The following is a 23,483-nucleotide window of genomic DNA, read 5'->3' on the forward strand; positions in this document are numbered from 1 at the left end:
AATTCTATAATGTCAAAAAAAACCGCCGGCTCAATTGCCGGCGGTATCCTTGCGCTCAGTCGCCGTCCTCTCCGGCCGGGCTAGAATAGCCTGTCGCCTTACCGAGGACGGTAATGCTCGTTGAAATAATGGATCAAAAAGTCGTGGAACAGCCTCACGACAGTCGAAGGCTTCTCGCCGGCCCGCCGGATCAGCGCGATCGTCCGGTTGACGCCGGGCTCCTTCAGCCTGACAATGGCGGGCATGAACGTGCTGGTATGGCTAAGCGCCATCTCGGGAAGCAGGCTCACGCCCATCCCCGCGGCGACGAGGCCGCGGATCGTGTCCGTCTCCTCGCCCTCGAACCCGATCTTCGGGATGAAGCCGGCCGCCCGGCAAGCCTCCCAGACGATCGGGCGGAGCGAATAGCCGCTGCGGAACAGGACGAACGTATCGTCCTTGAGCTGGGCCAGATCGATCTCCGGCTCCTTCGCGAGCGGGTGATTCGCCGGAAGGATCGCGAACAGGTTCTCCGTCAGGACGACTTCCCCGCATACCTGGTCGGTCTTGTCGGGCATCGGCGAGATGAAGGCGAGATCGACTTCGGCTTCGAGCACGTCCCGGATCAACGAGGGGAACATCCCCTGCCGGAAGCGGAACTTGACGTTCGGATGCTTCGCGCGGAATTCGGCGATGACCTGCGGAATGAGGTGGATCCCCAAGCTGTGCGGGAAGCCGAGGCGAATCTCCCCGACCTCCGGATCGAGGAATTCGTGAATCTCGTTCACCGCCCGATCCAGATCCTCCAGAATGCCTTCCGCCCGCTTCAGGAACAGCTGCCCGACCGGCGTCAGTTGCACGTTCCGTCCGCGCTGCATGAACAGCCGGACGCCGAGCTCCTCCTCCAGCCGGTGAATCTGCCGGCTGACGGCGGACTGCGCGACGTGCAGCTCCTCGGCCGCCTTGGTCACATGCTGCATCCTCGCCACGTGAACGAAATATTGCAATTGTCGAAGTTCCACCTCGCCAGACTCCTTCCTCGTCGACTGCCCTTCATTTTCCCGCAAATTCTAATGTTCGCGTTATTCCCTTAGCTTCACCGTAACTCCCTATCGCCGTTCAGGAACTCGCCCATCTGGAGCCGAGAAGCCGGTACAGGACAAATCCCGCAACCAGACCGCCTATATGCGCCATGTAGCCGATGTTCGGCACGACGAAGGAGTAGATCAGCCCCGACGCCAGAATGCCGTAGACGGTCGTTCGCGAGCCCGGATCCAGCCGATGCCTCTGGAACAGGCAGATGTACAGGTAAGCTCCGTAGATGCCGTAAATCGCGCTGGATGCCCCTACGCCGTACCAATAGCCTCCCGCCAGCCAGGCGGACGCCAGGTTGCCCAGAACGCCGGAGACGAGGTAGAAGAGGGCGTAGCGCCAGTGTCCGAATATTCTCTCGAGCGGGGGAGCGAAGACGAACAGCCCGAACAAGTTGAAAATCAGATGCGGCCAGCTTCCGTGAAGGAACAGCGCGGCGAAGTAGCGCCACCATTCGTTGTAGGACGGGTCGCCGACGAACGCTCCCAGACGGTACAGATTGTCCCCGGAGAAGCCGCCGGTTCCAAGCTCGACCGCGAACATGAGCACGCATAATGCGATTAGGATGGTGTTGATCGGATAGAGCCGGACGTACTGCCGCCAGCTCTCGTACCGGACGAAGATCAAGGCTCGTTCCTCCCTGAGGTCGGTAGCCGCGCCGTTGCCGTATATTGGACAATGGCGAACGCTACGGATTATAATAAGTTCGGCAAGCCCATTCCCTGAAGGAGGTAATCCAAGTTATGAGCCAAGAACGCGCTAACGTAGCTACTTTTAAAGGCAATCCCCTGACGTTGATCGGACCCGAACTGAAGGTCGGCGACCAAGCTCCGGACTTCCAGCTGCAGAAGAACCTGCTCGAGACGGCTTCCCTGAAGGACTATGCCGGCAAGGTGAAGCTGATCAGCGTCGTGCCTTCCATCGACACCGGCGTGTGCGACGCTCAGACTCGCCGCTTCAACGAAGAAGCTTCCAAGCTCGGCGATAACGTCGTTATCCTGACCGTCAGCGCCGACCTGCCGTTCGCCCAAGCCCGCTGGTGCGGAGCCGCCGGCGTCGACCGCGTCGTCCTGCTGTCCGACTACAAAGAGAATGCCTTCGGTAAAGCATACGGCGTACTCATCAAAGAGTTTCAGCTCGACATGCGATCCATCTTCGTGCTCGACGCGAACGACAAGATCGCGTACGTCCAAGTCCTGAACGAGATGACCGAGCATCCGGATTACGAAGCGGCCATCAACGCCGTCAAAGCTCTGGTCTAATCAGGCTATATGGCGCCCCAGGCGCAACAAAAGCGAGGCAAGGCGCGCCGCCTTCCTCGCTTTCTTATGTTGGACGGATATTATTGCTTATAAGCGGCGAGCTTCTTATCGAGTACGGCGTAGATCTCCTGAATGACTCGATAATTGGCGCCTAAGTCCCCCAGCGAACCGCGGGAAGCGGAATAGATGTCGACCGCGGAGGATCCGGGACCCGTACCGACGATCTGAACGGTGATGTCCATCGTCCGGCCCGCCATCGTCCTCTTCTCCATCACGATCTCGCCGATCGTCGGAACTTCGTGCAGCACGCGATAACCTTGCATCTTCTTCAGGATCGATCCGACTTCTTCCCACGCCCGGTCTTTCGACAAGCGGTAATAATGGGATTTCAACTTCGGATCCTTCGCCTTGTCGCCCGTGTGTTCCTGGCTGCGAAATAATCCGATGAGCATTCGCTTAAGCAATACACTCTCTCCCTCCGGGTGCCAAATGCGCTATCAACTATCATACCACGCTTGTCCCGGGGATAAAAGCCAATATACAAAGAAAAACCCGCCTATGCCGTTCGACGTGCACGTTTCTGAACCCGCTCTCGCAGGTGGGTGTCCGCAGCGAAGCTTATTGACTTCCCCTTTCGAGGGCGTGCCAGCCGCTTGGCAATGTAGGACTCCCTTTGAAACAGCATTGGTTCAAAACATTATTCGCCGTGACGAACATCGCAGGAGGTAAGACCATTATAAGCATGTCGCGGGCAAAAGTAAACCCGCAAGACGAACCAATATCCGGTTCGCCTCCTCAAGGCTTGCCGGGCTCGTCCTTCGTCGGCGATTCTTCGATCGGAAGGTCTTCGTCCGGGTCCGCGCCGGCCGCCTGGGCCTTGGCCTGCATCTTCTGAATCGTGTGATAGAAGTTGAAGAAGGCGACGACGGCGATGATGCTGCCCATGAAGAACGGTATCAGGAATTGGAACTGGAACACGCTGATGTAAAGCACGAAAGCGCTCACGATCGCCGTCGACAAAGAGCGAAGCGGCCGGCCGATCGTAAGGATGACCGCGTTCTTGAGCAACTGAAGCGTCTTCATATGGAAGTGCGACAGCATCGAGAAGAACTGGAACATCGAGATAAACAGAAGAACCATGAGGGCCAGGAACAGAATCGCCAGCACTCCGAAGCCTTTGAGGTTCTTCAGATATACCTGGTAATCGATGATCAGAACGGCGAACAAGACCGCGTACAGAATACCTCCGACCATCGCTTGCAAGTAATTCTGCTTGTAGCTGCGGAAGAACGTCTTCAGCAGCGGCGCGTCCACTTCGCCCATGACCCATTTCCGGGCGACCGAGAACATGGCCGAGGTCGCCGGAAACAGGGTGAACGGGGACACGATGGAGATCAGGATGATGGAAAAGGTTAGCTGGTTCGTATCTGCCGCCGGCAGCAACGTGGCGAGCACGAGGAACCAGACCGGCAGCGAACACAACACCCAGAGGACGTTGGTCACAGACAACCTCATAATCCATTCGGATATCTTGTAGAAACCGCCCATCATGCCCCGCATTTCCATGGGAAGTCCTCCTAGGTGATGTCGTTATCGACGATTAAATGTTGACGAAATCTTCGTTGTGCGAGCGGGTGCCGCGGGAATCATCCCGGCGGTCTCCGCGCGGCGATCCGCCGCGGTACCCGCCGTCGTCGCGCCGGTCTCCGCGATAGCCGCCGCCTTGGCCGCCTTGGCCGCCGCTATAGCTGCGCCCCTGGCCGCCGTAGCTGCTGCGCCCTTGGCCGCCGCCGCCGTAGCCGCTGCGTCCTTGACCGCCGTAGCCGCCGCGCCCTTGGCCGCCGCCGTTGTAGCCGCCGCGGCGTCCGCCGCCGCCCCCGCGTCCGTCGAACTTGCGGCGCTTCGAGCGGATCGGGTCTTCCGGCGTCAGCTCGACGTTGACGTCCTTCTTGTCGCCCGTCAGCAGCTTCATCGCCGCGGACAGCAATTGAACCGAATCGTACTGCTCGAGCAGCTGGGCCGCCACGTACTTGAACGCCGACGTGTCTTCCTCGCTGCCGACCGCGTCGATGAGACGCTCGGCGAGGACGCGCTGCTTGCCTTCCATCGCTTCGGCCATCGTCGGCAGAGGCTTCTTGGAGATGCGGTGGCGCGTCACCTTCTCGATGAAGTGCAGGTGGTCGATCTCGCGCGGCGTGACGAACGTCCAGGAAGTACCTTCCTTGCCGGCGCGGCCGGTCCGGCCGATCCGGTGAACGTAGCTCTCGGGATCCTGCGGCAGGTCGAAGTTAATGACGTGCGTGACGCCGGAGATATCGAGCCCCCGCGCGGCCACGTCCGTCGCGACGAGCACGTCGATGCTGCCGTCGCGGAACTTGCGCATGACCGCGTCGCGTTGGTTCTGAGACAGATCGCCGTGCAGGCCGTCCGCGGCGTAGCCCCGCTTCATGAGCGCTTCGGACAGCTCCGCCACGCGGCGCTTCGTGCGCCCGAAGATGATGGCCAGCTCCGGCGGCTCCATGTCGAGCAGGCGGCATAGGCCGTCGAACTTCATCCGCTCTTGAACTTCGATGTAGAATTGCTGAATGTTCTTGTTGGTCGTCTGCGTCTTCGGAATCATGGAGATATGTTCCGGTTCCTTCAGGAACTGCTGGGCCAGCTTCTGGATGTTCGGCGGCATCGTCGCCGAGAACAGAAGCGTCTGGCGCTGCTCCGGCACGAGGCTCAGAATCGACTGGATGTCGTCCATGAAGCCCATGTCCAGCATCTCGTCCGCCTCGTCCAGCACGACCGTCTGGACGTCGTCCAGGCGGATCGTCTTGCGGTTGATGTGGTCGAGCAAACGTCCGGGAGTGCCGATGATGATCTGCGGCTTGCGGCGCAGTCCGCGGATCTGGCGGCCGATGTCCTGGCCCCCGTAGATCGGCAGCGAGCGAAGACCCTTGAAGCGTCCCAGCTTCTCGATCTCTTCGGCTACCTGGATCGCGAGCTCGCGGGTCGGCGTCATGATCAGGGTGACGATACGGTCTTCGGAGGCTTGGATCTTGCTGACGAGCGGGATTCCGAACGCCGCAGTCTTGCCGGTGCCCGTCTGGGCCTGGCCGATCATATCTTTACCGCTCAGAGCGACGGGAATCGCGTGAGATTGAATAGGGGTCGGTTCTTCATACCCCAGCTCCGTAATGGCTTGAAGAACGTCGGGCTCCAAGCCGAATTGTGAGAATGTACTCAAATTTTTTTCAAACTCCTTCTGTATTGGGCCTTCAATGTGAACGGCTTCCAAAAAAATATACAGTCCATTATAGCACAAAGGACATTGGAAACTCCAGTCATTCCGACAAGCCCCTTGTGCCAACCCTTCCCTTCCCCGTATGGAGGAGTTTCGCCAGGGTACCCTACTCACGAAAACCGCGAATATTTCGGAATCGAGGTGCGCTCCCGTGAACAAGTGGGTGACCCAGGGACTGTTCTTCCTTCTCATAGCGGGATGTTCCGCCGTCATCGCCGCCGGCTTCCAGCTCCTTCTCATCCCCGAAGGCCTGCTCAGCGGCGGCGTCTCGGGGGTGGCGATGGTCGTCGGATATATCGCCGGCTGGAACATCGGGTGGTTGTATTTTGTCCTGAACGTCCCCATTTTGATGTGGGGGTGGCATGCGCTCGGCAGACGGTTCGTCGTCTACAGCATCGTCTGCGTCGGCTGCACTTCCCTCTTCATGCAGGTGATCCCGACGGCCGACATGACGGACGAACCGCTTCTCGCCGCCGTCTTCGGCGGCGTCCTGGTCGGAACGGGCACCGCCGTCGTCCTGCGGTACGGGGGCTCCTCGGGCGGATTCGACATCGTCGCTTCCATTATTTCCCGGCACCGCGATCTCCCGGTCGGCATTCTTATCTTTATTCTGAATGCGGCGGTGGTGATCGCCCTGTTGTTCTACAATCGGGATTGGGATGCCGCCCTCTATTCTATGCTGTCGATCTTCGTAACGGGAAAAGTAATCGACGCGGTCCACACGCCGCACCGCAAAGTGACCGCGTTCATCGTGACGAACCGGACCGAGGAGCTGGCCGCCCGCCTGCTGCGGATTCCCCGCGGCGCGACGATCCTGAAGACGCGCGGCGCCTTCACGAGCGCGGAGAGGGACATGCTCATGACCGTGACGACCCGCTACGAGCTGGCCGAGCTGCGCAGGATGGTCCGCGACCTCGATCCGAAGGCGTTCGTCAACGTCGTCCAGACCGTCGACGTCATCGGAGAATTCCGCAAACGTCCCGATCGTTAAGCCTTCCCTCCCCTTCCTCTCTCCCCCTTCTCCACCGACTTCATTCCGCAAAATCCTACAAAATACCCCTGTCTCCCCCTGCCTAACTCGTTTATAATCGGGTCAAAGAGCTTATGGGGAGAGAATTCGATGAACGTCCTGCTTGCCTTGTTTCTTCTTCTTCATGCCTCCGGACACGATTCGACCGGGTCCGAAGCCGGGGACGGCGCCGGCCCCGCGCACGCGCGGAAGGCCCCGCTCGAGAACCTCGTGCGCTCCTTCTACATAGCCGCCCACGGGGGACGGCAAGGAACCGGGGCCGCGCCCGGCGGCGCGGAGTCCTCCGCGGACGACGAAGGCTTCTCCGATCCTCAACCCGACGCTCCCGAGGTGAAGGGCATTTACGTAACCGCGTACAGCGCCGGCGGAGCGCGCATGGCGACGCTGCTCGACCTCGTCGACAAGACCGACCTGAACGCCATGGTCATCGACATCAAGGACGACAACGGCTTTATCACATACAAGACCGACAACGAGGAGCTGCGCAAGCTCGGCACGCCGCAGCCGTTCATCAAGGACGTCGGCAAGCTGATGGATACTTTGCAAGCGCATCGGATTTATCCGATCGCCCGCGTCGTCGTCTTCAAGGACACGGTGCTCGCGAAGAAGCGCCCCGACCTGTCGTACGTGACCGGCGACGGCAGCGTATGGAAGAACGGCAAGGGCGACAGCTTCGTGAACCCTTACCGCAAGGAGGTATGGGAGTACAACGTCGCGATCGCCAAGGAAGCCGCCAAGCTCGGATTCAAGGAGATCCAGTTCGATTACGTCCGGTTCCCGGAGGGCTTCGAGAAGAAGGCGGATTACCTCCAGTTCGCGAAGTCGGACGAGTCCCGCGTCGACATCGTCTCCGACTTCGTGAAGTACGCCCGACAGGAGCTCGCTCCGCTCGGCGTCCGGGTGTCCGTCGACATCTTCGGCTACGCCGCATCGGTTCCGGCCGCGGAAGGGATCGGGCAGGACTTCGTCAAGATCTCGGAAGGCGTCGACGTCATCAGCCCGATGATCTACCCGAGCCACTACAGCGCGGGCTGGTTCGACCAGAAGAACCCCGACCTGGCTCCGTACGCGACGATAAAGGGAGCGATGGCGGACACGCACGAGAAGCTGGATCCCCTGGGCGACAAGCAGCCCGTTATCCGCCCCTGGATCCAGGACTTCACGGCGACCTGGCTGGGCAAGGGGCACTACGCGAAATACGGGGCCGCCGAAGTGTCGGCCCAGATCAAGGCGCTCAAGGAATCGGGCGTGACGGAGTTCCTGCTGTGGAACGCGGGCAACAAGTACAGCGCCGGAGCCCAATATACGCAATGACGGCGGCGTGACGAAAAAGCTGCAAGAGACGGGTCCGCGATCGGACCGTTCTCTTGCAGCTTTTTTCGTTCGCGATGGCGGTCTCGTCGACCGCGACCGCGCGTATCCGGCGAAGCCGGATGGAGGGACGGTCCGTTATTGCGCCAGCCGGATGGCCAGATTGTATAAGTCCATGTCGAAGCCCTTCTTCGTGGAGACGACCTTGTCGATATCCGTCGTGACGAGCTCGCCCTTGATGATGCCGCAGCCCTTCGCCGAATCGCCTTCCGTCAGCTTCTGCACCGCGAAGTCGCCGAGCCGGCTTGCCAGGATGCGGTCGTTGTGCGTCGGGGTGCCGCCGCGCTGGATATGGCCGAGAACCGTCACGCGCGGTTCGATGCCGCTGTATTCGGTAATCTCGCGGGAGATGTCCTCGCCCTTGCCGGCTCCCTCCGCCACGATGACGATACTGTGGCGCTTGCCGTTCTGGAAGTTCTCCTTCATGCGGCTGGAGATCTCCTTGATGTCGAACGGCACTTCCGGAACGAGGATCGACTCGGCTCCGCTGGCGAGGCCCGCGTAGAGCGCGATGTCTCCGCAGTGGCGGCCCATGACCTCGACGACGGACGAACGCTCGTGCGACGTCATCGTGTCGCGAAGCTTGTTGATCGCGTCGACGACGATGCTGACCGCCGTGTCGAAGCCGATCGTGAAGTCGGTGAACGGGATGTCGTTATCGATCGTTCCCGGGAGACCCATCGTTTTGATGCCGAGCTTGCTAAGCTTGTTCGCCCCCTGGTAGGAACCGTCGCCGCCGATGACGACGAGGCCGTCGATGCCGTTCTTGCGGAGCACTTCCGCTCCGCGCTGCTGGCCTTCGGGCGTCAGGAATTCCTTGCAGCGCGCCGTCTGCAGAATCGTCCCGCCGCGTTGGATGATGTCGCCGACACTGCGAAGATCCATCTGCCGCAGGTCTTCGTTCAGCAGCCCTTGATAGCCGCGCTGCACTCCGTAAACTTCCAAGCCGCGGAACAGCGCGCTCCGCACGACGGCCCGAACCGCCGCGTTCATCCCTTGGGAATCGCCTCCGCTGGTCAATACGGCAATCTTCTTCACTGCGCTCATGAACCTTACCCCTTTCAGCTGTCTCGTTGCTCCTCGGTTACATCGCCTTGCGTATCCAATTGGTGTTTAACCAGAAAAACACGCGCGTCCAAGGACTGCCCTTCATGAGCAGTCTCGCCGTCCTTCGCACGCTCTGCTGTCCGCGAACCTTCGGATCGGACAAATACAGGGCGACCAGGCCTTCCACGATCATCCGGTGGAACCGGGCGAACGGCAGCCGGTCGGCCGACTCGCGGGCGGCCCGAACCATGCGGAGCATCCGGTCTTCGAGTTCCTCCTGGCTGTCGTAGTAGCTGCAGAAGTTCAAGTCTCCCCCGAGCTCGTCTTCCGCCTGGTCGATCAAGTAATCGAGCAAAATATGAAGCCCGTTGATCGAAGGGAAGTACGACTCCCGGATCGTCCTGCCGCGGGACGGATCCAGCGTCTCGTCGCTCGCCGCCAGGAACAGCATGAACATGCCCAGCGTCGAACCCGTCGCGGCGGCGAATTCGTTCCACTTCAACTCGGGAAAATGGACCGAATGCCGCGACCACCATTCAAGCAGGCGCGCCTCGCGCTCGTTCTTGTCGATGTGCTTATACACCTGCAAATCTCCGTACAGAGAGACCAGATACCGGACTTCCTCTTGAACGAGCGGATAGGAAGGAAGGCGCTCCGCGCAGGACTGGCAACGCTTCACCAGCGCGTGAAGATAACCGCCGTCGTCCTGTTCGTCGCGAAGCTCGTAATAATTGGCGAGCGGCGCTCCGGGAGTGACGGCGTCCAGCATGCTCCGGTGGAGAAGCCGGAAGTCGTCCGGGTCCAGCGAGGTGCTGCGGTCGCACAGGTTGTCCAAGTAATCGCTGATCGTCTGCAACGCCACGATCAGGGGAATGAGCACGTCCCGGCTGCCTAGGTTCGCCGCGGCGTACACGGCTCCGCCCTGGCAATGGAACTCCTTGGCCGTCATGCTGTCCAGCGCCTGCTTCCTCAGCTCGGGATCGGGAATCGATTCCGCCATCTTCCGCCAGCCGCCCAGCTCCTCCCGAACCTCCGGAAGAATATACCTGTAGACCCGAACCATCAGGGAGACGGGTCCGCGGGGCGAACGGCCGGCGAGCAAAGTGTTGTCGGTCAATGCGGTACCTCCGGTTGCTTGCGAGACTTCAGCCGTGCCTGCGAGTCTCTTCTTCGAAATCTTGTTCGGTGCGATACCAAATATTCAAGTCGTTGATTCGGCTGGCCAGCTCCGCGATCTCGGAATTCAAGCGGCACGATTCCGCGAAGTCTTCCTCTTCGAAGAGATCGATCTGCTTCTTCCGGATCCTCTCTTCGAAGACGGCGATCCGGTCGGGAATCCGTCCCCGGATGGTCTCCCACTTCGCCAGAACGGCGGCTTGCTTCTCGCGGCTCAGGCGCTCCCATGGCAAGGTCAGGCGGGGAACGGCGATGCCCAGCCGGCCGTCCAACGCGAATTGACCGTCCGCCCAGCTTCTCTCGTTAACCCATTCTCCCATATTCAGCCCCTGTTCCATACATCATTCTCTAATTTATCATTTCGACAAAGCTAAATCCAGTGAAAAAGTGTTGAAAACAGCCCCCGAGCGTGGCCAGACCTGCTATAATACACGGGTACGCAGAAGGAGATGAAGCCGTTGTCCGCCTCCGCCGAACCCGTCGCCTTGAAGCGGCTGTTTTTCTTTTTTATCCCGCTCGGCTTATCCGCTCTATTAATCAATCTATCGCACGTGGTCATTAACGGGACGCTGGCCCGCGCGGAAGAGCCGGAGCTGATCCTGGCCGGGTACGCGACCGCCATGAGCCTGCTTACCGTAACGGAGAAGCCGGCCGTGCTGTTCCGCGAGACGTGCTCCGCTCTCGTCCGGGACCGGGTGTCCTTCTCGGCCATCCGCCGCGTCGCGTTCGTCGTATTCGGCGGCTCGCTCGTGTTCGGCGGGATGATCGCATACTCGCCGGTCGGGGGATGGATCTTCTCGGGCGCCTACGGAGCCGATCCCGAGGCGGCCGAAGCCGCGACGGACGTCTACCGCGTCCTGATGTTCCTCAGCCTGTTCTCCGGAATCCGCTGCCTCTATCAAGGCGTTATCATCTACCGAATGCGCACCAAATGGCTGACGATCGGCATGATCTTCCGTCTCGGCGGAATGGTCGCGTTGTCTCAATATATATTGCATGCCGGCGTGACCAGCTCCAGGCAAGGAGCCGTCATCTTCGTCTTCGGCATGATGATCGAAGCCGCCGTCAGTTGGCTCGAAGGCCGCAAGCTGGCCAAGGAGCTTCCGAAGCTCGATCCGGAGAGCGAGGTCAAGCGTCCCAAGCAGGTGCTTCGCTTTTACGGCCCCTTGCTTTTCTCGTCGTTCGTCGTCCTCTGGGTGCCTCCGGTTCTGAACGCCCTTCTCGGCCATACCGACCGCGGCACGCTGGCCATCGCTTCCTTCGCCGTCGCGGGAAGCTTCATGAATCTGGTGCTCGGCTTCTTCAATTACTTCCACCAGATCGCTCTGCAATTCTACCGTACCGACCCGATGCAGGTGATTCGCTTCGTCCGGATCATGGCCTTCATTCCGGGGGCGTTGATCGCGTGTATGGCGTTCACGCCGGCCGGGCCGTGGATCTTCGTTCATCTGATCGGCATCGAAGATCGGCTGCTCGATTCCAGCATCCACGCGCTGCGGGCATATCTGCCGTTCGTTCTCGTCTTCCCTTGGCTGGATACGCTGAACGGCATCATTCTGTCGAGCGGGCAGACCAAGCTCATGTTCGGCTCGCAGACGGCCAACGCGCTGACGACCATCGCGCTGATCGCGACGCTGACGCTGGCGCTGCCGGATTGGACCGGAACGCTCGGCGCGCTGGCCCAATCGGGAGGCATCGCGGCCGAGCTCGCGTTGCTCTACGCGCTGTACCGCCGAAGCCGGCGAAGCGGACGAATGGACCGAATCTCGACCATTGCACCAGGGGGATGACTTCAAAATGAACTTCTTGCGAACCGACAACGGACAGATCGCGGTACTTCGGAGCCTGCACTTCATGAACTACGCGACGATGGTTCTTGTCGTTACTTTTTTCCCGCTGTACTTCGACGATCTCGGCTTCTCGAAGCTTCAGATCGGGGCGGTTTATTCGATCGGGCCGATGCTCTCGATCTTCTCCAACCTGCTCGCGGGCTACGCCGCCGACCGGTCGAAAGCGCTTCGCCGCGTGCTGAACCTGATTTTCCTCGGGCAGATTATCGCTCTCGCCCTGCTGCTGCCTCAGAAGGAATTCGCCGTCATCTCCGTCCTGATGGGCGTCTTCTACTTCTTCCAGACGCCGGTCAACTCGATGATGGACAGCCTGACGCTGCTGGCGGCGAGCCGGACGAACCGTTCGTTCCCATCGATCCGGATGTTCGGATCGCTCGGCTACGCGACGTGTGCGCTGGCCTTCGGCTTCCTGCTCAAGTCGACAGGCTCCGACTGGACAATGTGGCTCGGCCTTGCGACAGTTGGCTGCTCCCTCGTCCTCTCGCTCGTGCTCGGCAACTTCCAGGCGAGCCTGAGCAAATTCGATGTCGGCGGGCTGTGGGTCATTCTTCGCCGGAAGGAGACTCTCGTTTTCTTCGGGCTGGTCGCCCTCGTCTCGGTCTCGCACCGCATCAACGAAGGGTTCCTGGCGGTCGCCATGCGCGAGCTCGGCGGCAGCAGCTCGATGATCGGCGCGGCTTCCCTCGCCTCTTCGGTCAGCGAGATCCCGATCTTCTTCCTGCTGGCCCGGTACGGCCACCGCTTCCGCGAGATTCCGCTGCTCGCCGTCGCCAGCCTGATGTACATGGTCCGGCTTTTCCTGCTCAGCATCGCGAATGAGCCGATCGCCTTCGTCTTCCTGCAGATGATGCACAGCGTGACGTTCGGCATCTATTACATCACCGCGCTGCGCTATCTGCAGTCTATCGTTCCCGACGAGTTCCGCTCGTCCGGACAAGCGCTGTTCGGCATGGTGTGGACCGGCGTCGCGGGATTGATCGCCGGCACGCTCGGCGGCTGGCTGTACGACGCCTTCGGCCTGAGCGCGGTGTTCCGGTCGGGCTCGATGTTCGCTCTGGCCGCGGCGGTCGGCTTCCTGTTCGTCCACTTCCGCCGGGCGAACGGATAAGCCTCCGCCGATCGCTGTCGCTGCTGGTTCCGCGACTGTCGTTGCTGCTATCGTTGATGCTGCTATCTCGTTGCTGTTATCGTTGATGCTGCTTTCGTCACTGTTATCGTTGTTACGTCGCCGCGGCCGCGCCTCGCTTCGCATTGAAGCGTGCCGCAGCCCTTTTTGCGCATTTTAGGCATATCCCCATACGTCAGGCGCGTCTTGGCGTCCTGCCTGATTTTTGGGCTTATCCCCATACGTCAGGTATACATACCTCATGAGTTCCCGACTCTTACGGATTCTTAAATCCAATTTTCCGATAAGTCCGCTTATCAAACCGATCCCATCGTCTTATACTCACTATATCTGCGTTTTGGCTGAGAGCGGTGCGGCTGGTCCTCCATCAAGTTTACGAGTACATGCCATAAACGCGTCTGAGCAGCGGGGATAAGACCGGTAGTCGGTGCAAGTCCCTGTGCTGAGCCATGGGGATAAGCCCAAAAAGCGAGGCAATCTCCATACTGAGCAGAAGGGATAAGACCGGTAGTCGGCGCAAGTCCCTATGCTGAGCCATGGGGATAAGCCCAAAAAGCGAGGCAATCTCCATACTGAGCAGCGGGGATAAGACCGGTAGTCGGCGCAAGTCCCCATGCTGAGCCATGGGGATAAGCCCAAAAAGCGAGGCAATCTCCATCCTGAGCAGAAGGGATAAGACCGGTAGTCGGCGCAAGTCCCTATGCTGAGCCGTGGGGATAAGCCCAAAAAGCGAGGCAATCTCTATACTGAGCAGAAGGGATAAGCCCGGTAGTCGGCGCAATCCCCCCATGCTGAGCTATGGGGATGAGCCCATAAACGGTGCAAACTCGATACCGAGCAGAAGGGATAATACCGGCAGTCGCCGCTAAAACGATCAAAAGCTCCGTTCCGCTGCCCGCAGGCAATGGAACGGAGCTTTATTCTCGCAATTGATTACTCTCAGCCGGTCTCCGCCTGAGGCGGCTCCCATTCGTTGGCCTCGTCCCGGATCACCTGGATCCGGGAGATCCGCAAGTGGTCGGTCTCCTCGACGACGAACCGGAACCCTTCCTCGAGCTCGACAGCCTGGTACCGCTTCGGCGGAATCTCGATCTGCGAATACATCCAGCCGCCGATCGTGTCGTAATCCTCCGTTGGGATATCCAGTCCGAAGAAGCTGTTCACTTCCTCGATCAGCATCATGCCGTTGATGGAGTAGGTCGAATCGTCCTTCTTCTCCAGGTTCGGCCGCTCCTCGTCGAATTCGTCCTGAATCTCGCCGACGATCTCTTCCATAATGTCTTCCAGCGTGACGAGGCCGGACGTTCCGCCGTACTCGTCGATCAGGATCGCGATCTGCGACTTCTTCTTCTGCATCAGCTTCAGAAGCGTGCTGATCGGCATGCTCTCCGGCACCGTCGTCAGAGGACGAAGCAGCTGCCGGATGTCCTGCACGGAATTCTCGGGGACTTGGAGCAAATCCCGGATATGGATGAAGCCGATAATGTTGTCCTTGTCGTTCTCGCACACCGGATACCGGGTATGCATCTCCTTCAAGGCGATCTCCTTGTTGGCTTCGAACGATTGATTCGCGTACAGGCAGATCATCTCGGTCCGAGGAATCATGATCTCGTGCGCGTTGGTCTCGGCGAATTCGAAAATATTGTCCACCAGAGTGAGCTCCGTGTTGTCGATGAGGCCGCTCTTGTGGCTCTCCTTCATAAGAATGCGGATCTCTTCTTCCGTATGCGCCGACGAGATCTCGTCAGCGGGCTGAATGCCGACCATCTTCAGAATGAGATTCGCCGTTCCGTTCAGAAGCCAGATGAACGGGCTCATGATCTTGCGGAACACGATCAGCGGCCCGGCCGCCCACAAGGTGACCGTCTCCGATTGCCGGATGGCCAACGTCTTGGGAGCGAGCTCGCCGAGAACGATATGCAAGACCGTAATGAACGAAAAGCCGATGACGAACGAGAGCGGATGAACCCAGCTCTTCGAGAGACCCATGCCTTCGAATACCGGCTCCAGTGCCTTCGCGATCGTCGGTTCGCCGATCCAGCCTAGCCCCAGCGACGCCAGCGTGATGCCAAGCTGGCAAGCCGACAGATAGGCGTCGAGATGGCCTGTCAAATGCGATGCGAGCTTCGCCCGCTTGTTGCCCTCCTGCACCAACGTGTCGATTCGGGTTCCTCGCACTTTGACCATGGCGAATTCGACCGAGACGAAAAATCCGTTCAAAAACACCAACAACATAATCAAGACCAAGTCCACCGCTAGCGGAAACGGGTCATCGCCCAAACGATTCCTATCCTCTGCGGGAGAGGATAGGTACACCTCCTTTATATCGAAAAAGATAAATTATGGAAAATGAACGAGATTAAACTTTATTCTAGCTTAGTCGAAGATGAGCCGGATCGTCAAACGACGGTTCGCCCCGTAAAAGGACGCAGTACCTATCTCTATTCGCGCGTACCCGCCTCTCATGCCGATTTTCCCGGCTCAATCGGTCTATATCCGCCATTACCCGCTCAGATGGCCTCTCTAACCCGCAAGGTTTGGCCGCTTCGGTATTTTTCAGACCTTGCACGGAGCATGAACGACGCGGGAATCTTCGATCTGGACGGTGGCGTGCAAGACGCCGAACCGCTCCTCCAGGAGTCGGAGCGCCTGCTGCAGCAGGCGCTGCCCGTCCGCTAGATCGTCGATTCGCAGATGGCAGCTGATCGAATCCATCCCTGATGTGATCGTCCAGATGTGCAGGTCGTGAACGTCCAGCACGCCGTCCAGGTTCGCGAGCGCCTGCTTGACCTGTTGGTGGTCGATCGAACCGGGAGCCCCTTCCATCAGAACGTGCAGCGTGTTCTTGATGACGCCCCAAGCGCTGCGCAGGATAAGAACGGCCACGACGACGGAGATGATCGGATCCGCGATCGTCCAGCCGAAGGCGTAGATGACGAGCCCGGCTACGATCGCCCCGATCGAGCCGAGCGCGTCACTCAGAACGTGCAGGTACGCGCTTCTCAGGTTGACGTTGTTCTTCACGTCCCCCTTGCTCATTAGAGCCCAAGCGCTTGCCAGGTTGGCGAACAGGCCGACGGCGGCGATCGCCATCATGGGCAGGCTGCTCACTTCCGGCGGCTCGAACATCCGGCCGACCGCCTCCCAAGCGATAAAGCCGGCCACGACGAACAGGGCGACAGCGTTGAGCAGAGCGGCCAATATCTCGAAGCGATGATAACCGTACGTCTTGCTCGGAGAGGCCGGCCGGGTCGCGAAGCGAGCGGCGAGCAGGCTGAGAGCCAAGGCGGTCACGTCGCTCAGCATATGCCCGGAGTCGGACAACAAGGCCAAACTGTTGGTCAGAAGCCCGCCGACGAATTCCAGGATCAGAATTCCCGCGGTGATCGAGAGCGCGATGATGAGCCCGGACCGGTTGCCGGCGGCATCGTAATGATGGTGGTGTCCGTGATGGCCATGGCTGTGACGATGTCCGTCATTGTGATTATGACCATGGTCGTGACCGTGATTGGGGCTGCGACCGTGACTATGGTTATGATCGTGACTTTGGCCGTGATCGTGACTTTGGCCGTGATCGTGACTTTGGCCGTGATCGTGACTATGGTTGTGATTCTTGCCGTGATGATGTTCGCCGTTCATGCGGATTCCTCCTAAGGATGCTCGGAATGGTCGATCGCTTGCTTCAGCAGGGAGATGACGTGGCTGTCGTCGCAGGAATACAGCATCGCGTTCCCCTCTCTCTTATACTTCACCAGCCGAATATTCCGCAGGTAGCTCAATTGGTGCGAGACCGCCGATTGGGACATGTCGAGCACCTCGGAGACGTGGTTAACGGAACACTCTTCTTGGGATAATAAGTACAGAATCCGGATTCGGGTCGGATCTGAGAACGCTTTGAAGATCAACGACACGTTCTCGACCGTTCCCGCGGATAGAAGCCGATGCTCCTCTTCCCTCACGGGCTTCAGCTCCTTAAGTCAACCCTTTAATTATATGAACATATGCTCATATAAGATTATGTTCGAAATTTCTACTGATGTCAACACGGCGAGAAAAGAAAAAAGCAGACGCCGAACGATCGGCGACTGCTCTCTTTCGTTATTCTTTTCCCATTCCCCTGCCCGTCCTGCGCCGAAGCCCTTGGTTGTGCCGGATCTTGTCCTCCATTCCCTGCTCGCTCGCTTCGTAGAAGAAGCGATCCCGAATTGGGTCGGGCAAGTATTGCTGGTCCACGTAATGCCCGGGAAAATCGTGCGGGTACTTGTAGCCGACATGCCCCAGCTTCTTGGCCCCGCTGTAATGGGCGTCCCGCAGATGAAGCGGGACTTCCGCCGACTTCAGGGAGTCGAACGATTCCATGATCCGGCCGATCGCTACGGCGATGGAGTTCGACTTCGGACTCTCCACGGCGAACAGAATGGCCTGGGCGACGATATATTTGGCTTCCGGCCAACCGATCCGGTGGTACGCCTCCATCGCGCTGACCGCTTGAACCATCGCTTGCGGATTGGCGAGGCCGATGTCCTCGCTGCACGCGACCGTCAATCGCCGGAGGAAAACCATCGGGTCCATGCCCAGCTTCTCCACGGCATAGAGGAACCAGAACAGCGCGGCGTCGCTCGAGCCGCGCACGCTCTTATGGAAGGCGGACAACACGTCGTACTGCGTCGACTCGTCCGCCTGGACGGTCGGCTGCCGGATCGATTCCTCCGCCACCTCGAGCGTGACGCGCACGGTGCCGTCCGGCTCGGAAGGCGTCGTGACGGCCGCCAGCTCCAGCGCCGTCAGCGCGCGGCGAATATCTCCGTTGGCCATGGCCGCGATATGCTCCAGCGCCTCTTCGTCCACGCTCAGCTTCATGAAGCCGAGCCCCTTCGCCGAATCGGCGAGCGCTCTTCGCATCGCCAGCATCGAGTGTTCCTTCGTCAGCGGCTGCAGCCGGAACAGCGTGGAGCGCGAAAGCAGCGCGCCGTTCACCGAATGGTACGGGTTCTCGGTCGTCGCCCCGATGAAAATAATGGTGCCCTTCTCGACGGCGGGCAGCAGGGCGTCCTGGCGCGCGCTGTTGAAGCGGTGCACCTCGTCGAGGAACAGGATCGTCTTGCGTCCGTACATGTTCTTGTTGCTCTCCGCCTGCTCGATCACCTCGCGGACGTCCTTCACCGAGGCGTCGACCGCGTTCAGCCGGACGAAGTCTCCTTCGGTCCGCTTCGAGATAATGTGGGCCAGCGTCGTCTTGCCGCAGCCCGGGGGACCGAACAGCACGATCGAAGAGACCGCGTCGCCCTCGATCGCCCGCCGCAGCAGCTTGCCCGGTCCCACGATATGCTCCTGCCCGATATATTCCTCGAGCGTCTCCGGCCTCATGCGGTCGGCCAGAAGCCTGGCCCGAGGCTCGGTCTCCGCCCGGAAGCTGAACAAATCCATCGCTCTCCCGCCTTTCTACTCTTCCATCATAGCAGAACGCCTGCTCGATCGGAAGACGAACGGGAACGGGCGTTCCTCAGGGAGCGGCTACATTTTCCGAATCGCCGACGAGACCAGGGAGCGCCTCTCCCGGATGTAATCGCGAATGATATCGGCCTCGCCCAGGAACTCCCCGTACGACCAGCGGCGCATGCGGTCTTCCCGAATGTAAGGGGCCAGCTTCGAGATCATCTCGTCGACGACGGGCATAATCTTCCGTTCCGTGAACGGCCCCTGAAGCGCCCGGCCCAAAATCGCTTTATAGCGAGCCCGGAACGAATCGTGCTCCAGCAGCTTGCGGGTCAGGTGGTTGTAGCCCGTCACTTCGACCAACCCGCTGGACACGAGACGGCCGTAACAATTGCGCCCCCATGTCCCTTCGTAGTCCCAAGGGATGATCCGAAATTTGCCCGTCTTGCGGCTTCGGTACAGGGCGTAATTTTGCTCGAAGCCGTCGTAATTGCCGGTGAGCACCGCCCCCGCCAACCAGCGCAAGTAGTTGTCTACGTCCAGTCTCTTGTTCAGGAATGCCGCCGCGCGGCTGCCGGTGCGTTCGTTCAAGCCTCGGATAAAGGCCGTTAACCGGGTTCTCTCGCGTGCATCCCCCGCCCGATGCTCGTAACCGGACATCAGAGACGACTTGTTCCGGTTCGTCTCGGGATTCCGGATCCCGAAGTCGGCGTTGTTGTTCACCGCATAGAATAACGAAGAGTAACCGATCCCCCTGCGACGGAAAAACTTGCGCTCCACCCCCTCGATCTCCAAATAGACGCCTAGCGGCTCCCCGTTGCGGGTCAGCCGCACGTGCTTCGTGCGGGGGCTGGGTACCCCGATCTCCGAGAAGAACCGGAAGGACAACGCGTTGCGGATCATGGAGGGGTCGTCGAATTCCGCGTTGTAATGGAAGGATTGGCCTTGGCGGACCACTTCGTACGACCGCTTCGGATATCCGCGGGTATGGCCTCCCCGGTATCGAACCGATATCGGAACGGATCGTCCGTTCGTATGCATGACAGCGGGAACGAACCGGTCGTTCCATAAATTCCGCTCCAGCTCTTCGCTCTCGGACTCCCCGAGTTGCAGCGCTCGCACCGGTAATGACATGCCGTCTCCGCCTTTCCTTGGGCAGGGCTAACGTTCCTGTATAAGGTATGAGTACCGGTCATACGCGGAAACGGCGTTCGTCTAGTTCGGAGGCGCGAGCCGAACGCGGAGATCGACGAATCGAACGATAGCAGAAAAAACCGCCCCGGGAACCGAGGCGGTTAATCGCTTTACGATTTTTTCTCGTTATCGCTTGCCGGAGCGGCCTCCCGAACGCTTGCCGGAGCGACCTCCCGAACGTCCGCTGGAGTGGCCTCCCGAGCGCCCGCTGGAGTGGCCTCCCGAACGTCCGCTGGAGTGGCCCCCCGAACGCCCGCTGGAGTGGCCTCCCGAACGTCCGCCAGAGCGGCCTCCCGAACGTCCGCCGGAGCGGCCTCCCGAACGCCCGCCGGAGCGGCCTCCCGAACGTCCGCCGGAGCGGCCTCCCGAACGTCCGCCGGAGCGGCCTCCCGAACGTCCGCCGGAGCGGCCTCCCGAACGCCCGCCGGAACGGCCTCCCGAGCGTCCCCCAGAGCGCCCGCCGGAACGGCCTCCCGAGCGTCCCTCAGAGCGCCCGCCGGAGCGGCCTCCCAAAGTCTCCGCGTCCCAAGCGCCCCAGCTGAGATCGGAAGCCGCTGCCCCATTGCCAAGTTCGTTGCTCATTTAAGAAACACCTCCTAATCGTTAGGATGGTTCAGTCTATGAACAACCCGTCCCCCCCGATAGAGACAAGCGCAGAAGCGACGGCAAAAGGGGCATTCTTTCCCTATCATTTCGTGGAATTTCGCGTGGAATCGGACAACCAACCGTATCTCATCGATTCCGGTACACATAGGAATAGATTACAAATACACTTCCTGCACAGGTTCAAAGGAGGGATAAATCCAAGAAGAACAGATGCCTCTCCATCGGTATAACAGCGTCTTGTCGTCAAGCCGCAGGCCTATCGGGCATCCACCCAGCGGCGACAGCTTGCGAGAATCTCAACTATTGGAAGGAGAATGATCTATGTATATGGGATTCTATCCGGTTCAAAGACAAAACGCGGGGTATTATCCTGTACAAAATCAGACGAGCGGCGGCCAACACGCTCGGCGGAGCGGCGGCAACCGCACTCACCGCAGCGGGGCCCAAGCCCAGCAAGCGGCCAACCTGGTCGGCCACCATGTCAAAATTAACCGGGGCGGTCCGGACAGCGTCGAAGGAACTCTCATCGCCGTTCCTGGCGACTATCTGGTTCTCTCCGGCGCCGACGGAGTCGTCTATGTCAATGGAAGCCACGTCAAGAGCATCACGGAAGGGAACCGCTCGCAGAACCGCAGCCGTTCCGTCGACTTCGTCTCCGCCTCGAGCTTCCAGTCGCTGCTGAGCAAACTTCGGCTGCAATTCGTTCAGATCAACCGCGGCGGACCCGAGAAAACCGAAGGCTTCCTCGCCGAGATCAACTCGGACTTCCTGCTGCTGATCGTCGGGCGTGAATTCGTCCGCGTCCCGCTGTTCCATATCAAAACCATCAGCGTGACGAGCAACAAAAGCGGCAACAACAAAAGCGGTAGTAACAATAATAACAAAAGCGGAGGCAATAAAAGCGGCGGCAACAAGAGCGGAAGCAACAAGAGCGGCAATAAATCCGGCAACAGAAGCGGCGGTCGCAGCGGCGGAAAAAGCGGCAGCGGGGGTCGCAGCGGCGGAGGCCGTTCCGGCGGTCGCGGCGGCAGCGGACGAAGCGGCCGGTAAGTTAGCACCTCCTGTGCATCCGAACGAGAGGGGTTGACCAATCGGGATGAGTCCACAATAAAGGAGGTGCCCCCGCGAAGCTCATGGACACTTATTTGAATAAACCCGTCGTCATGACGGTATCCGGCAAAAGAATCCCTATCAAGGGCACGCTGATCGACATCGGCACGGATATCCTAGTCCTGCACAACGGCTTCCAATTTCTATACGTCCCTCTGATCCACATGCAGCAATTGACGCGGCTTCCCGCCTTCGATTCCGACTTCGGAATCGCGCCGGAGCCGCCGCTCGACCCGACGACGGAGCTGTCGTACCGCAAAGTTCTGCTGAATGCCAAGGGCATGTTCTCGGAACTGTATATCGTCGGCAATCACGCCGTTCACGGCTACGTCACCAGCATCATGAACGATTTTTTTGTCTTCTACTCGCCCATGTTCCGATCCCTCTACGTCTCGATGCGCCACCTCAAGACCCTGATTCCCTACGACCCCGAGACGACGCCGTACGCGCTGGAGCAGGAGAAGTTCCCGGTCAATCCGTCGCCTACGTCCTTAGCCCGCACGTTCGACCAACAGCTCAAGAAGTTCGAGGGCGAATTCGTCGTGCTCGATCTTGGGGAACATCCGGGCAAGATCGGGCTGCTGAAGTCGGTCAAGGGCAATCTGATCGAGCTGGTGTCCGCCGACGGCTACAGCACGTTCATTCACCTCGATCACGTCAAAACGATTCATCGTCCCTAGTCGCCGACCCCGCCGCGGGAGCCGAACCGGCTTCCGCGGCGCTTGGCGTCTGCCAACATTTACTTGCCGGCGGCTCTTGTCCTATAATAGGGCATGGAGGTGATCGCCATGATCAGCCAAGCATTGATCGACAAACTGAACGATCAAATGAACTACGAATTTTACTCGTCCCAGGTCTACCTGGCCATGGCCGCCTATTGCTCTTCCGAGAGCTACGACGGGTTCGCGAACTTCTTCATCGTGCAATCCGAGGAAGAGAAGTTCCACGCGATGAAGATCTTCCACTTCATCAACCGTCTGGGCAAGCGCGCGATCGTCAGCGGAATGGAACATCCGCAGAACGAATACTCTTCCCTGCTGGAGACGTTCGAACACGCGTATTCCCACGAGCAGACCGTCACGAAGCGGATCTACGAGCTGTCCGACGCCGCATGGGCGGAGAGGGAGCACGCGACGATCAACTTCCTCCAATGGTTCATCGACGAACAGGTCGAAGAGGAATCGACCTTCGACGGCATCATCCAGAAGCTGAGAAGGATCGACAGCGACAGCAACGCCTTCTACATGCTGGATGCCGAGCTCGCGAAGCGCACCTTCTCCCCGGAAGCGGAGGAGTAAGGCAAGAGCATCCCGCAACGAAGACAAGGGTTGGAAGGGGAGACCGTCTCCCCTCCAACCCTTGTTTGGCGTTGCGTAACGAGCTCAAGCCTTGTCCGAAGGACGCTTCAAGCCCAACGCGAGCTTATCGACCGTCTTCTCGATCCGGCTAGCCCGGGTCTCGGCCCGCTTCGCTTCCGTCACCCATTGGATATATTCCTTGCGATGGGAAGGAGCCAGCTTGGCGAAGACGGCCTCGGCGGCCGGATGCTCCCGGAGCGCCCGCTCCAGGTCTTCCGGCACGGGCAGAGGCTCGGCGGACGCGGCCGGCTTCGCCTGGCGCCGTTCGGCCGGGGTCGGACGCGGCTGCGACTCTTCGCCGCGCGGACGGAACCGCATCGCCGACCAGGTGTCGTCGACGGAGATGAGAGAGACGCCTTCCCAGCCGCCGCCGTCACGACGTCCCAGCCCTTGTCCCGGTTCAGGTCCGTCTTCAGCTTGGAGGTGCCCTTCGGATAACAGAGCCAGAGCAGGCCGTCCGGCTTCGCCGCCCGGATCGCTGCCGGCGCCAGGCTCTCGACGTCGGCGACGCCGCTCGCGAACAGCTGCACGAAGTCGTACGAGCCCGACTCCGCCGC

23 protein-coding genes and 1 other RNA gene are annotated in these 23,483 nt (G+C 59.9%); 8 read left to right on the forward strand and 16 right to left on the reverse strand.

Going from position 1 to position 23,483, the window contains the following annotated elements; translation table 11 throughout:
* Positions 1–98: 98 nt before the first annotated feature.
* Positions 99–1,001: a glutamate biosynthesis transcriptional regulator GltC gene (gene gltC / locus H7B90_RS07805; RefSeq protein WP_185135296.1), complete on the reverse strand. Its 903-nt coding sequence runs from the start codon at positions 999–1,001 to the stop codon at positions 99–101.
* Positions 1,002–1,098: 97 nt separating this feature from the next.
* The gene (locus tag H7B90_RS07810; protein WP_185135297.1) at positions 1,099–1,698 is read right to left on the reverse strand and encodes a rhomboid family intramembrane serine protease; all 600 of its coding nucleotides are present in this window, start codon (positions 1,696–1,698) and stop codon (positions 1,099–1,101) included.
* 116 nt (positions 1,699–1,814) lie between these two features.
* Here H7B90_RS07810 and tpx point away from each other — a divergent pair, with 116 nt between their 5' ends.
* Positions 1,815–2,333 carry a thiol peroxidase gene (gene tpx / locus H7B90_RS07815; RefSeq protein WP_185135298.1) on the forward strand — a complete coding sequence of 173 codons (519 nt, stop codon included), beginning with the start codon at positions 1,815–1,817 and terminating at the stop codon, positions 2,331–2,333.
* Positions 2,334–2,413: 80 nt separating this feature from the next.
* Here the strand turns inward: tpx and H7B90_RS07820 are convergent, their stop codons facing one another.
* From H7B90_RS07820 to cshA, 4 genes are all read right to left on the reverse strand, one after another.
* Positions 2,414–2,797: a DUF1499 domain-containing protein gene (locus H7B90_RS07820; protein ID WP_185135299.1), complete on the reverse strand. Its 384-nt coding sequence runs from the start codon at positions 2,795–2,797 to the stop codon at positions 2,414–2,416.
* 81 nt (positions 2,798–2,878) lie between these two features.
* Positions 2,879–3,061, reverse strand: a non-coding RNA gene (gene ssrS / locus H7B90_RS07825) — 6S RNA.
* 67 nt (positions 3,062–3,128) lie between these two features.
* Positions 3,129–3,899 (reverse strand): YesL family protein, encoded by a 771-nt coding sequence (locus tag H7B90_RS07830; RefSeq protein WP_185135300.1) that lies wholly within the window; start codon positions 3,897–3,899, stop codon positions 3,129–3,131.
* Positions 3,900–3,933: 34 nt separating this feature from the next.
* The gene (gene cshA, locus H7B90_RS07835) at positions 3,934–5,565 is read right to left on the reverse strand and encodes a degradosome RNA helicase CshA (protein WP_185135301.1); all 1,632 of its coding nucleotides are present in this window, start codon (positions 5,563–5,565) and stop codon (positions 3,934–3,936) included.
* A 208-nt stretch (positions 5,566–5,773) separates the two neighbouring features.
* Between cshA and H7B90_RS07840 the strand changes: the two genes are divergently transcribed.
* Positions 5,774–6,613, forward strand: a complete 840-nt coding sequence (locus H7B90_RS07840) for a YitT family protein (protein WP_311772699.1) — start codon at positions 5,774–5,776, stop codon at positions 6,611–6,613.
* 129 nt (positions 6,614–6,742) lie between these two features.
* Positions 6,743–7,966: a putative glycoside hydrolase gene (locus H7B90_RS07845; protein ID WP_185135303.1), complete on the forward strand. Its 1,224-nt coding sequence runs from the start codon at positions 6,743–6,745 to the stop codon at positions 7,964–7,966.
* Positions 7,967–8,101: 135 nt separating this feature from the next.
* Here H7B90_RS07845 and pfkA read toward each other — a convergent pair whose 3' ends face one another.
* The 3 genes from pfkA to H7B90_RS07860 form a co-directional block, all read right to left on the reverse strand.
* Positions 8,102–9,070: a 6-phosphofructokinase gene (gene pfkA / locus H7B90_RS07850; protein WP_185135304.1), complete on the reverse strand. Its 969-nt coding sequence runs from the start codon at positions 9,068–9,070 to the stop codon at positions 8,102–8,104.
* Positions 9,071–9,107: 37 nt separating this feature from the next.
* Positions 9,108–10,133, reverse strand: a complete 1,026-nt coding sequence (locus H7B90_RS07855; protein ID WP_185135347.1) for a tetraprenyl-beta-curcumene synthase family protein — start codon at positions 10,131–10,133, stop codon at positions 9,108–9,110.
* Positions 10,134–10,215: 82 nt separating this feature from the next.
* Positions 10,216–10,566: a hypothetical protein gene (locus H7B90_RS07860; protein ID WP_185135305.1), complete on the reverse strand. Its 351-nt coding sequence runs from the start codon at positions 10,564–10,566 to the stop codon at positions 10,216–10,218.
* 129 nt (positions 10,567–10,695) lie between these two features.
* Between H7B90_RS07860 and H7B90_RS07865 the strand changes: the two genes are divergently transcribed.
* Together H7B90_RS07865 and H7B90_RS07870 are read left to right on the forward strand one after the other, a co-directional pair.
* Positions 10,696–12,036, forward strand: a complete 1,341-nt coding sequence (locus H7B90_RS07865; protein ID WP_185135306.1) for a multi antimicrobial extrusion protein MatE — start codon at positions 10,696–10,698, stop codon at positions 12,034–12,036.
* 7 nt (positions 12,037–12,043) lie between these two features.
* Complete coding sequence (locus H7B90_RS07870) at positions 12,044–13,204, forward strand: MFS transporter (protein ID WP_185135307.1); 1,161 nt, start codon at positions 12,044–12,046, stop codon at positions 13,202–13,204.
* 957 nt (positions 13,205–14,161) lie between these two features.
* Here the strand turns inward: H7B90_RS07870 and H7B90_RS07875 are convergent.
* From H7B90_RS07875 to H7B90_RS07900, 6 genes are all read right to left on the reverse strand, one after another.
* Positions 14,162–15,457, reverse strand: a complete 1,296-nt coding sequence (locus H7B90_RS07875) for a hemolysin family protein (protein WP_185135348.1) — start codon at positions 15,455–15,457, stop codon at positions 14,162–14,164.
* A gap of 321 nt (positions 15,458–15,778) precedes the next feature.
* Positions 15,779–16,861, reverse strand: a complete 1,083-nt coding sequence (locus tag H7B90_RS07880; protein WP_185135308.1) for a cation diffusion facilitator family transporter — start codon at positions 16,859–16,861, stop codon at positions 15,779–15,781.
* An 11-nt stretch (positions 16,862–16,872) separates the two neighbouring features.
* The gene (locus H7B90_RS07885) at positions 16,873–17,181 is read right to left on the reverse strand and encodes an ArsR/SmtB family transcription factor (RefSeq protein WP_185135309.1); all 309 of its coding nucleotides are present in this window, start codon (positions 17,179–17,181) and stop codon (positions 16,873–16,875) included.
* Positions 17,182–17,320: 139 nt separating this feature from the next.
* Entirely contained in the window at positions 17,321–18,649 is a 1,329-nt protein-coding gene (locus H7B90_RS07890) for a replication-associated recombination protein A (RefSeq protein WP_185135310.1), read from the reverse strand.
* An 87-nt stretch (positions 18,650–18,736) separates the two neighbouring features.
* The gene (locus H7B90_RS07895) at positions 18,737–19,792 is read right to left on the reverse strand and encodes a CotH kinase family protein (RefSeq protein WP_185135311.1); all 1,056 of its coding nucleotides are present in this window, start codon (positions 19,790–19,792) and stop codon (positions 18,737–18,739) included.
* Between the two features lie 170 nt (positions 19,793–19,962).
* Entirely contained in the window at positions 19,963–20,421 is a 459-nt protein-coding gene (locus H7B90_RS07900) for a hypothetical protein (RefSeq protein WP_185135312.1), read from the reverse strand.
* A gap of 358 nt (positions 20,422–20,779) precedes the next feature.
* Here H7B90_RS07900 and H7B90_RS07905 point away from each other — a divergent pair, with 358 nt between their 5' ends.
* The 3 genes from H7B90_RS07905 to H7B90_RS07915 all read left to right on the forward strand — a co-directional run bounded on the left by H7B90_RS07905 (position 20,780) and on the right by H7B90_RS07915 (position 22,866).
* A complete protein-coding gene (locus tag H7B90_RS07905) occupies positions 20,780–21,508 on the forward strand; it encodes a hypothetical protein (RefSeq protein ID WP_185135313.1) in 729 nt (242 codons plus the stop codon).
* 83 nt (positions 21,509–21,591) lie between these two features.
* The gene (locus tag H7B90_RS07910; protein WP_185135314.1) at positions 21,592–22,248 is read left to right on the forward strand and encodes a YwrJ family protein; all 657 of its coding nucleotides are present in this window, start codon (positions 21,592–21,594) and stop codon (positions 22,246–22,248) included.
* Between the two features lie 108 nt (positions 22,249–22,356).
* Complete coding sequence (locus H7B90_RS07915) at positions 22,357–22,866, forward strand: ferritin (RefSeq protein WP_185135315.1); 510 nt, start codon at positions 22,357–22,359, stop codon at positions 22,864–22,866.
* Between the two features lie 84 nt (positions 22,867–22,950).
* Here H7B90_RS07915 and H7B90_RS07920 read toward each other — a convergent pair whose 3' ends face one another.
* A complete protein-coding gene (locus H7B90_RS07920; RefSeq protein WP_260410851.1) occupies positions 22,951–23,244 on the reverse strand; it encodes a YdeI/OmpD-associated family protein in 294 nt (97 codons plus the stop codon).
* Between the last annotated feature and the right edge of the window lie 239 nt (positions 23,245–23,483).

Origin of the sequence: Cohnella xylanilytica, assembly GCF_014212175.1 — a bacterium.
GTDB lineage: Bacteria > Bacillota > Bacilli > Paenibacillales > Paenibacillaceae > Cohnella > Cohnella xylanilytica.

Bases quoted from the DNA above. Each gene is read 5' to 3' on its own strand.
- tpx (WP_185135298.1), top strand. From the start codon at position 1,815: ATGAGCCAAGAACGCGCTAACGTAGCTACTTTTAAAGGCAATCCCCTG.
- H7B90_RS07830 (WP_185135300.1), bottom strand. From the start codon at position 3,899: ATGGAAATGCGGGGCATGATGGGCGGTTTCTACAAGATATCCGAATGG.
- H7B90_RS07845 (WP_185135303.1), top strand. From the start codon at position 6,743: ATGAACGTCCTGCTTGCCTTGTTTCTTCTTCTTCATGCCTCCGGACAC.
- pfkA (WP_185135304.1), bottom strand. From the start codon at position 9,070: ATGAGCGCAGTGAAGAAGATTGCCGTATTGACCAGCGGAGGCGATTCC.
- H7B90_RS07855 (WP_185135347.1), bottom strand. From the start codon at position 10,133: ATGGTTCGGGTCTACAGGTATATTCTTCCGGAGGTTCGGGAGGAGCTG.
- H7B90_RS07860 (WP_185135305.1), bottom strand. From the start codon at position 10,566: ATGGGAGAATGGGTTAACGAGAGAAGCTGGGCGGACGGTCAATTCGCG.
- H7B90_RS07865 (WP_185135306.1), top strand. From the start codon at position 10,696: ATGAAGCCGTTGTCCGCCTCCGCCGAACCCGTCGCCTTGAAGCGGCTG.
- H7B90_RS07870 (WP_185135307.1), top strand. From the start codon at position 12,044: ATGAACTTCTTGCGAACCGACAACGGACAGATCGCGGTACTTCGGAGC.
- H7B90_RS07875 (WP_185135348.1), bottom strand. From the start codon at position 15,457: ATGTTGTTGGTGTTTTTGAACGGATTTTTCGTCTCGGTCGAATTCGCC.
- H7B90_RS07880 (WP_185135308.1), bottom strand. From the start codon at position 16,861: ATGAACGGCGAACATCATCACGGCAAGAATCACAACCATAGTCACGAT.
- H7B90_RS07890 (WP_185135310.1), bottom strand. From the start codon at position 18,649: ATGGATTTGTTCAGCTTCCGGGCGGAGACCGAGCCTCGGGCCAGGCTT.
- H7B90_RS07895 (WP_185135311.1), bottom strand. From the start codon at position 19,792: ATGTCATTACCGGTGCGAGCGCTGCAACTCGGGGAGTCCGAGAGCGAA.
- H7B90_RS07905 (WP_185135313.1), top strand. From the start codon at position 20,780: ATGTATATGGGATTCTATCCGGTTCAAAGACAAAACGCGGGGTATTAT.
- H7B90_RS07910 (WP_185135314.1), top strand. From the start codon at position 21,592: ATGGACACTTATTTGAATAAACCCGTCGTCATGACGGTATCCGGCAAA.
- H7B90_RS07915 (WP_185135315.1), top strand. From the start codon at position 22,357: ATGATCAGCCAAGCATTGATCGACAAACTGAACGATCAAATGAACTAC.
- H7B90_RS07920 (WP_260410851.1), bottom strand. From the start codon at position 23,244: ATGCGGTTCCGTCCGCGCGGCGAAGAGTCGCAGCCGCGTCCGACCCCG.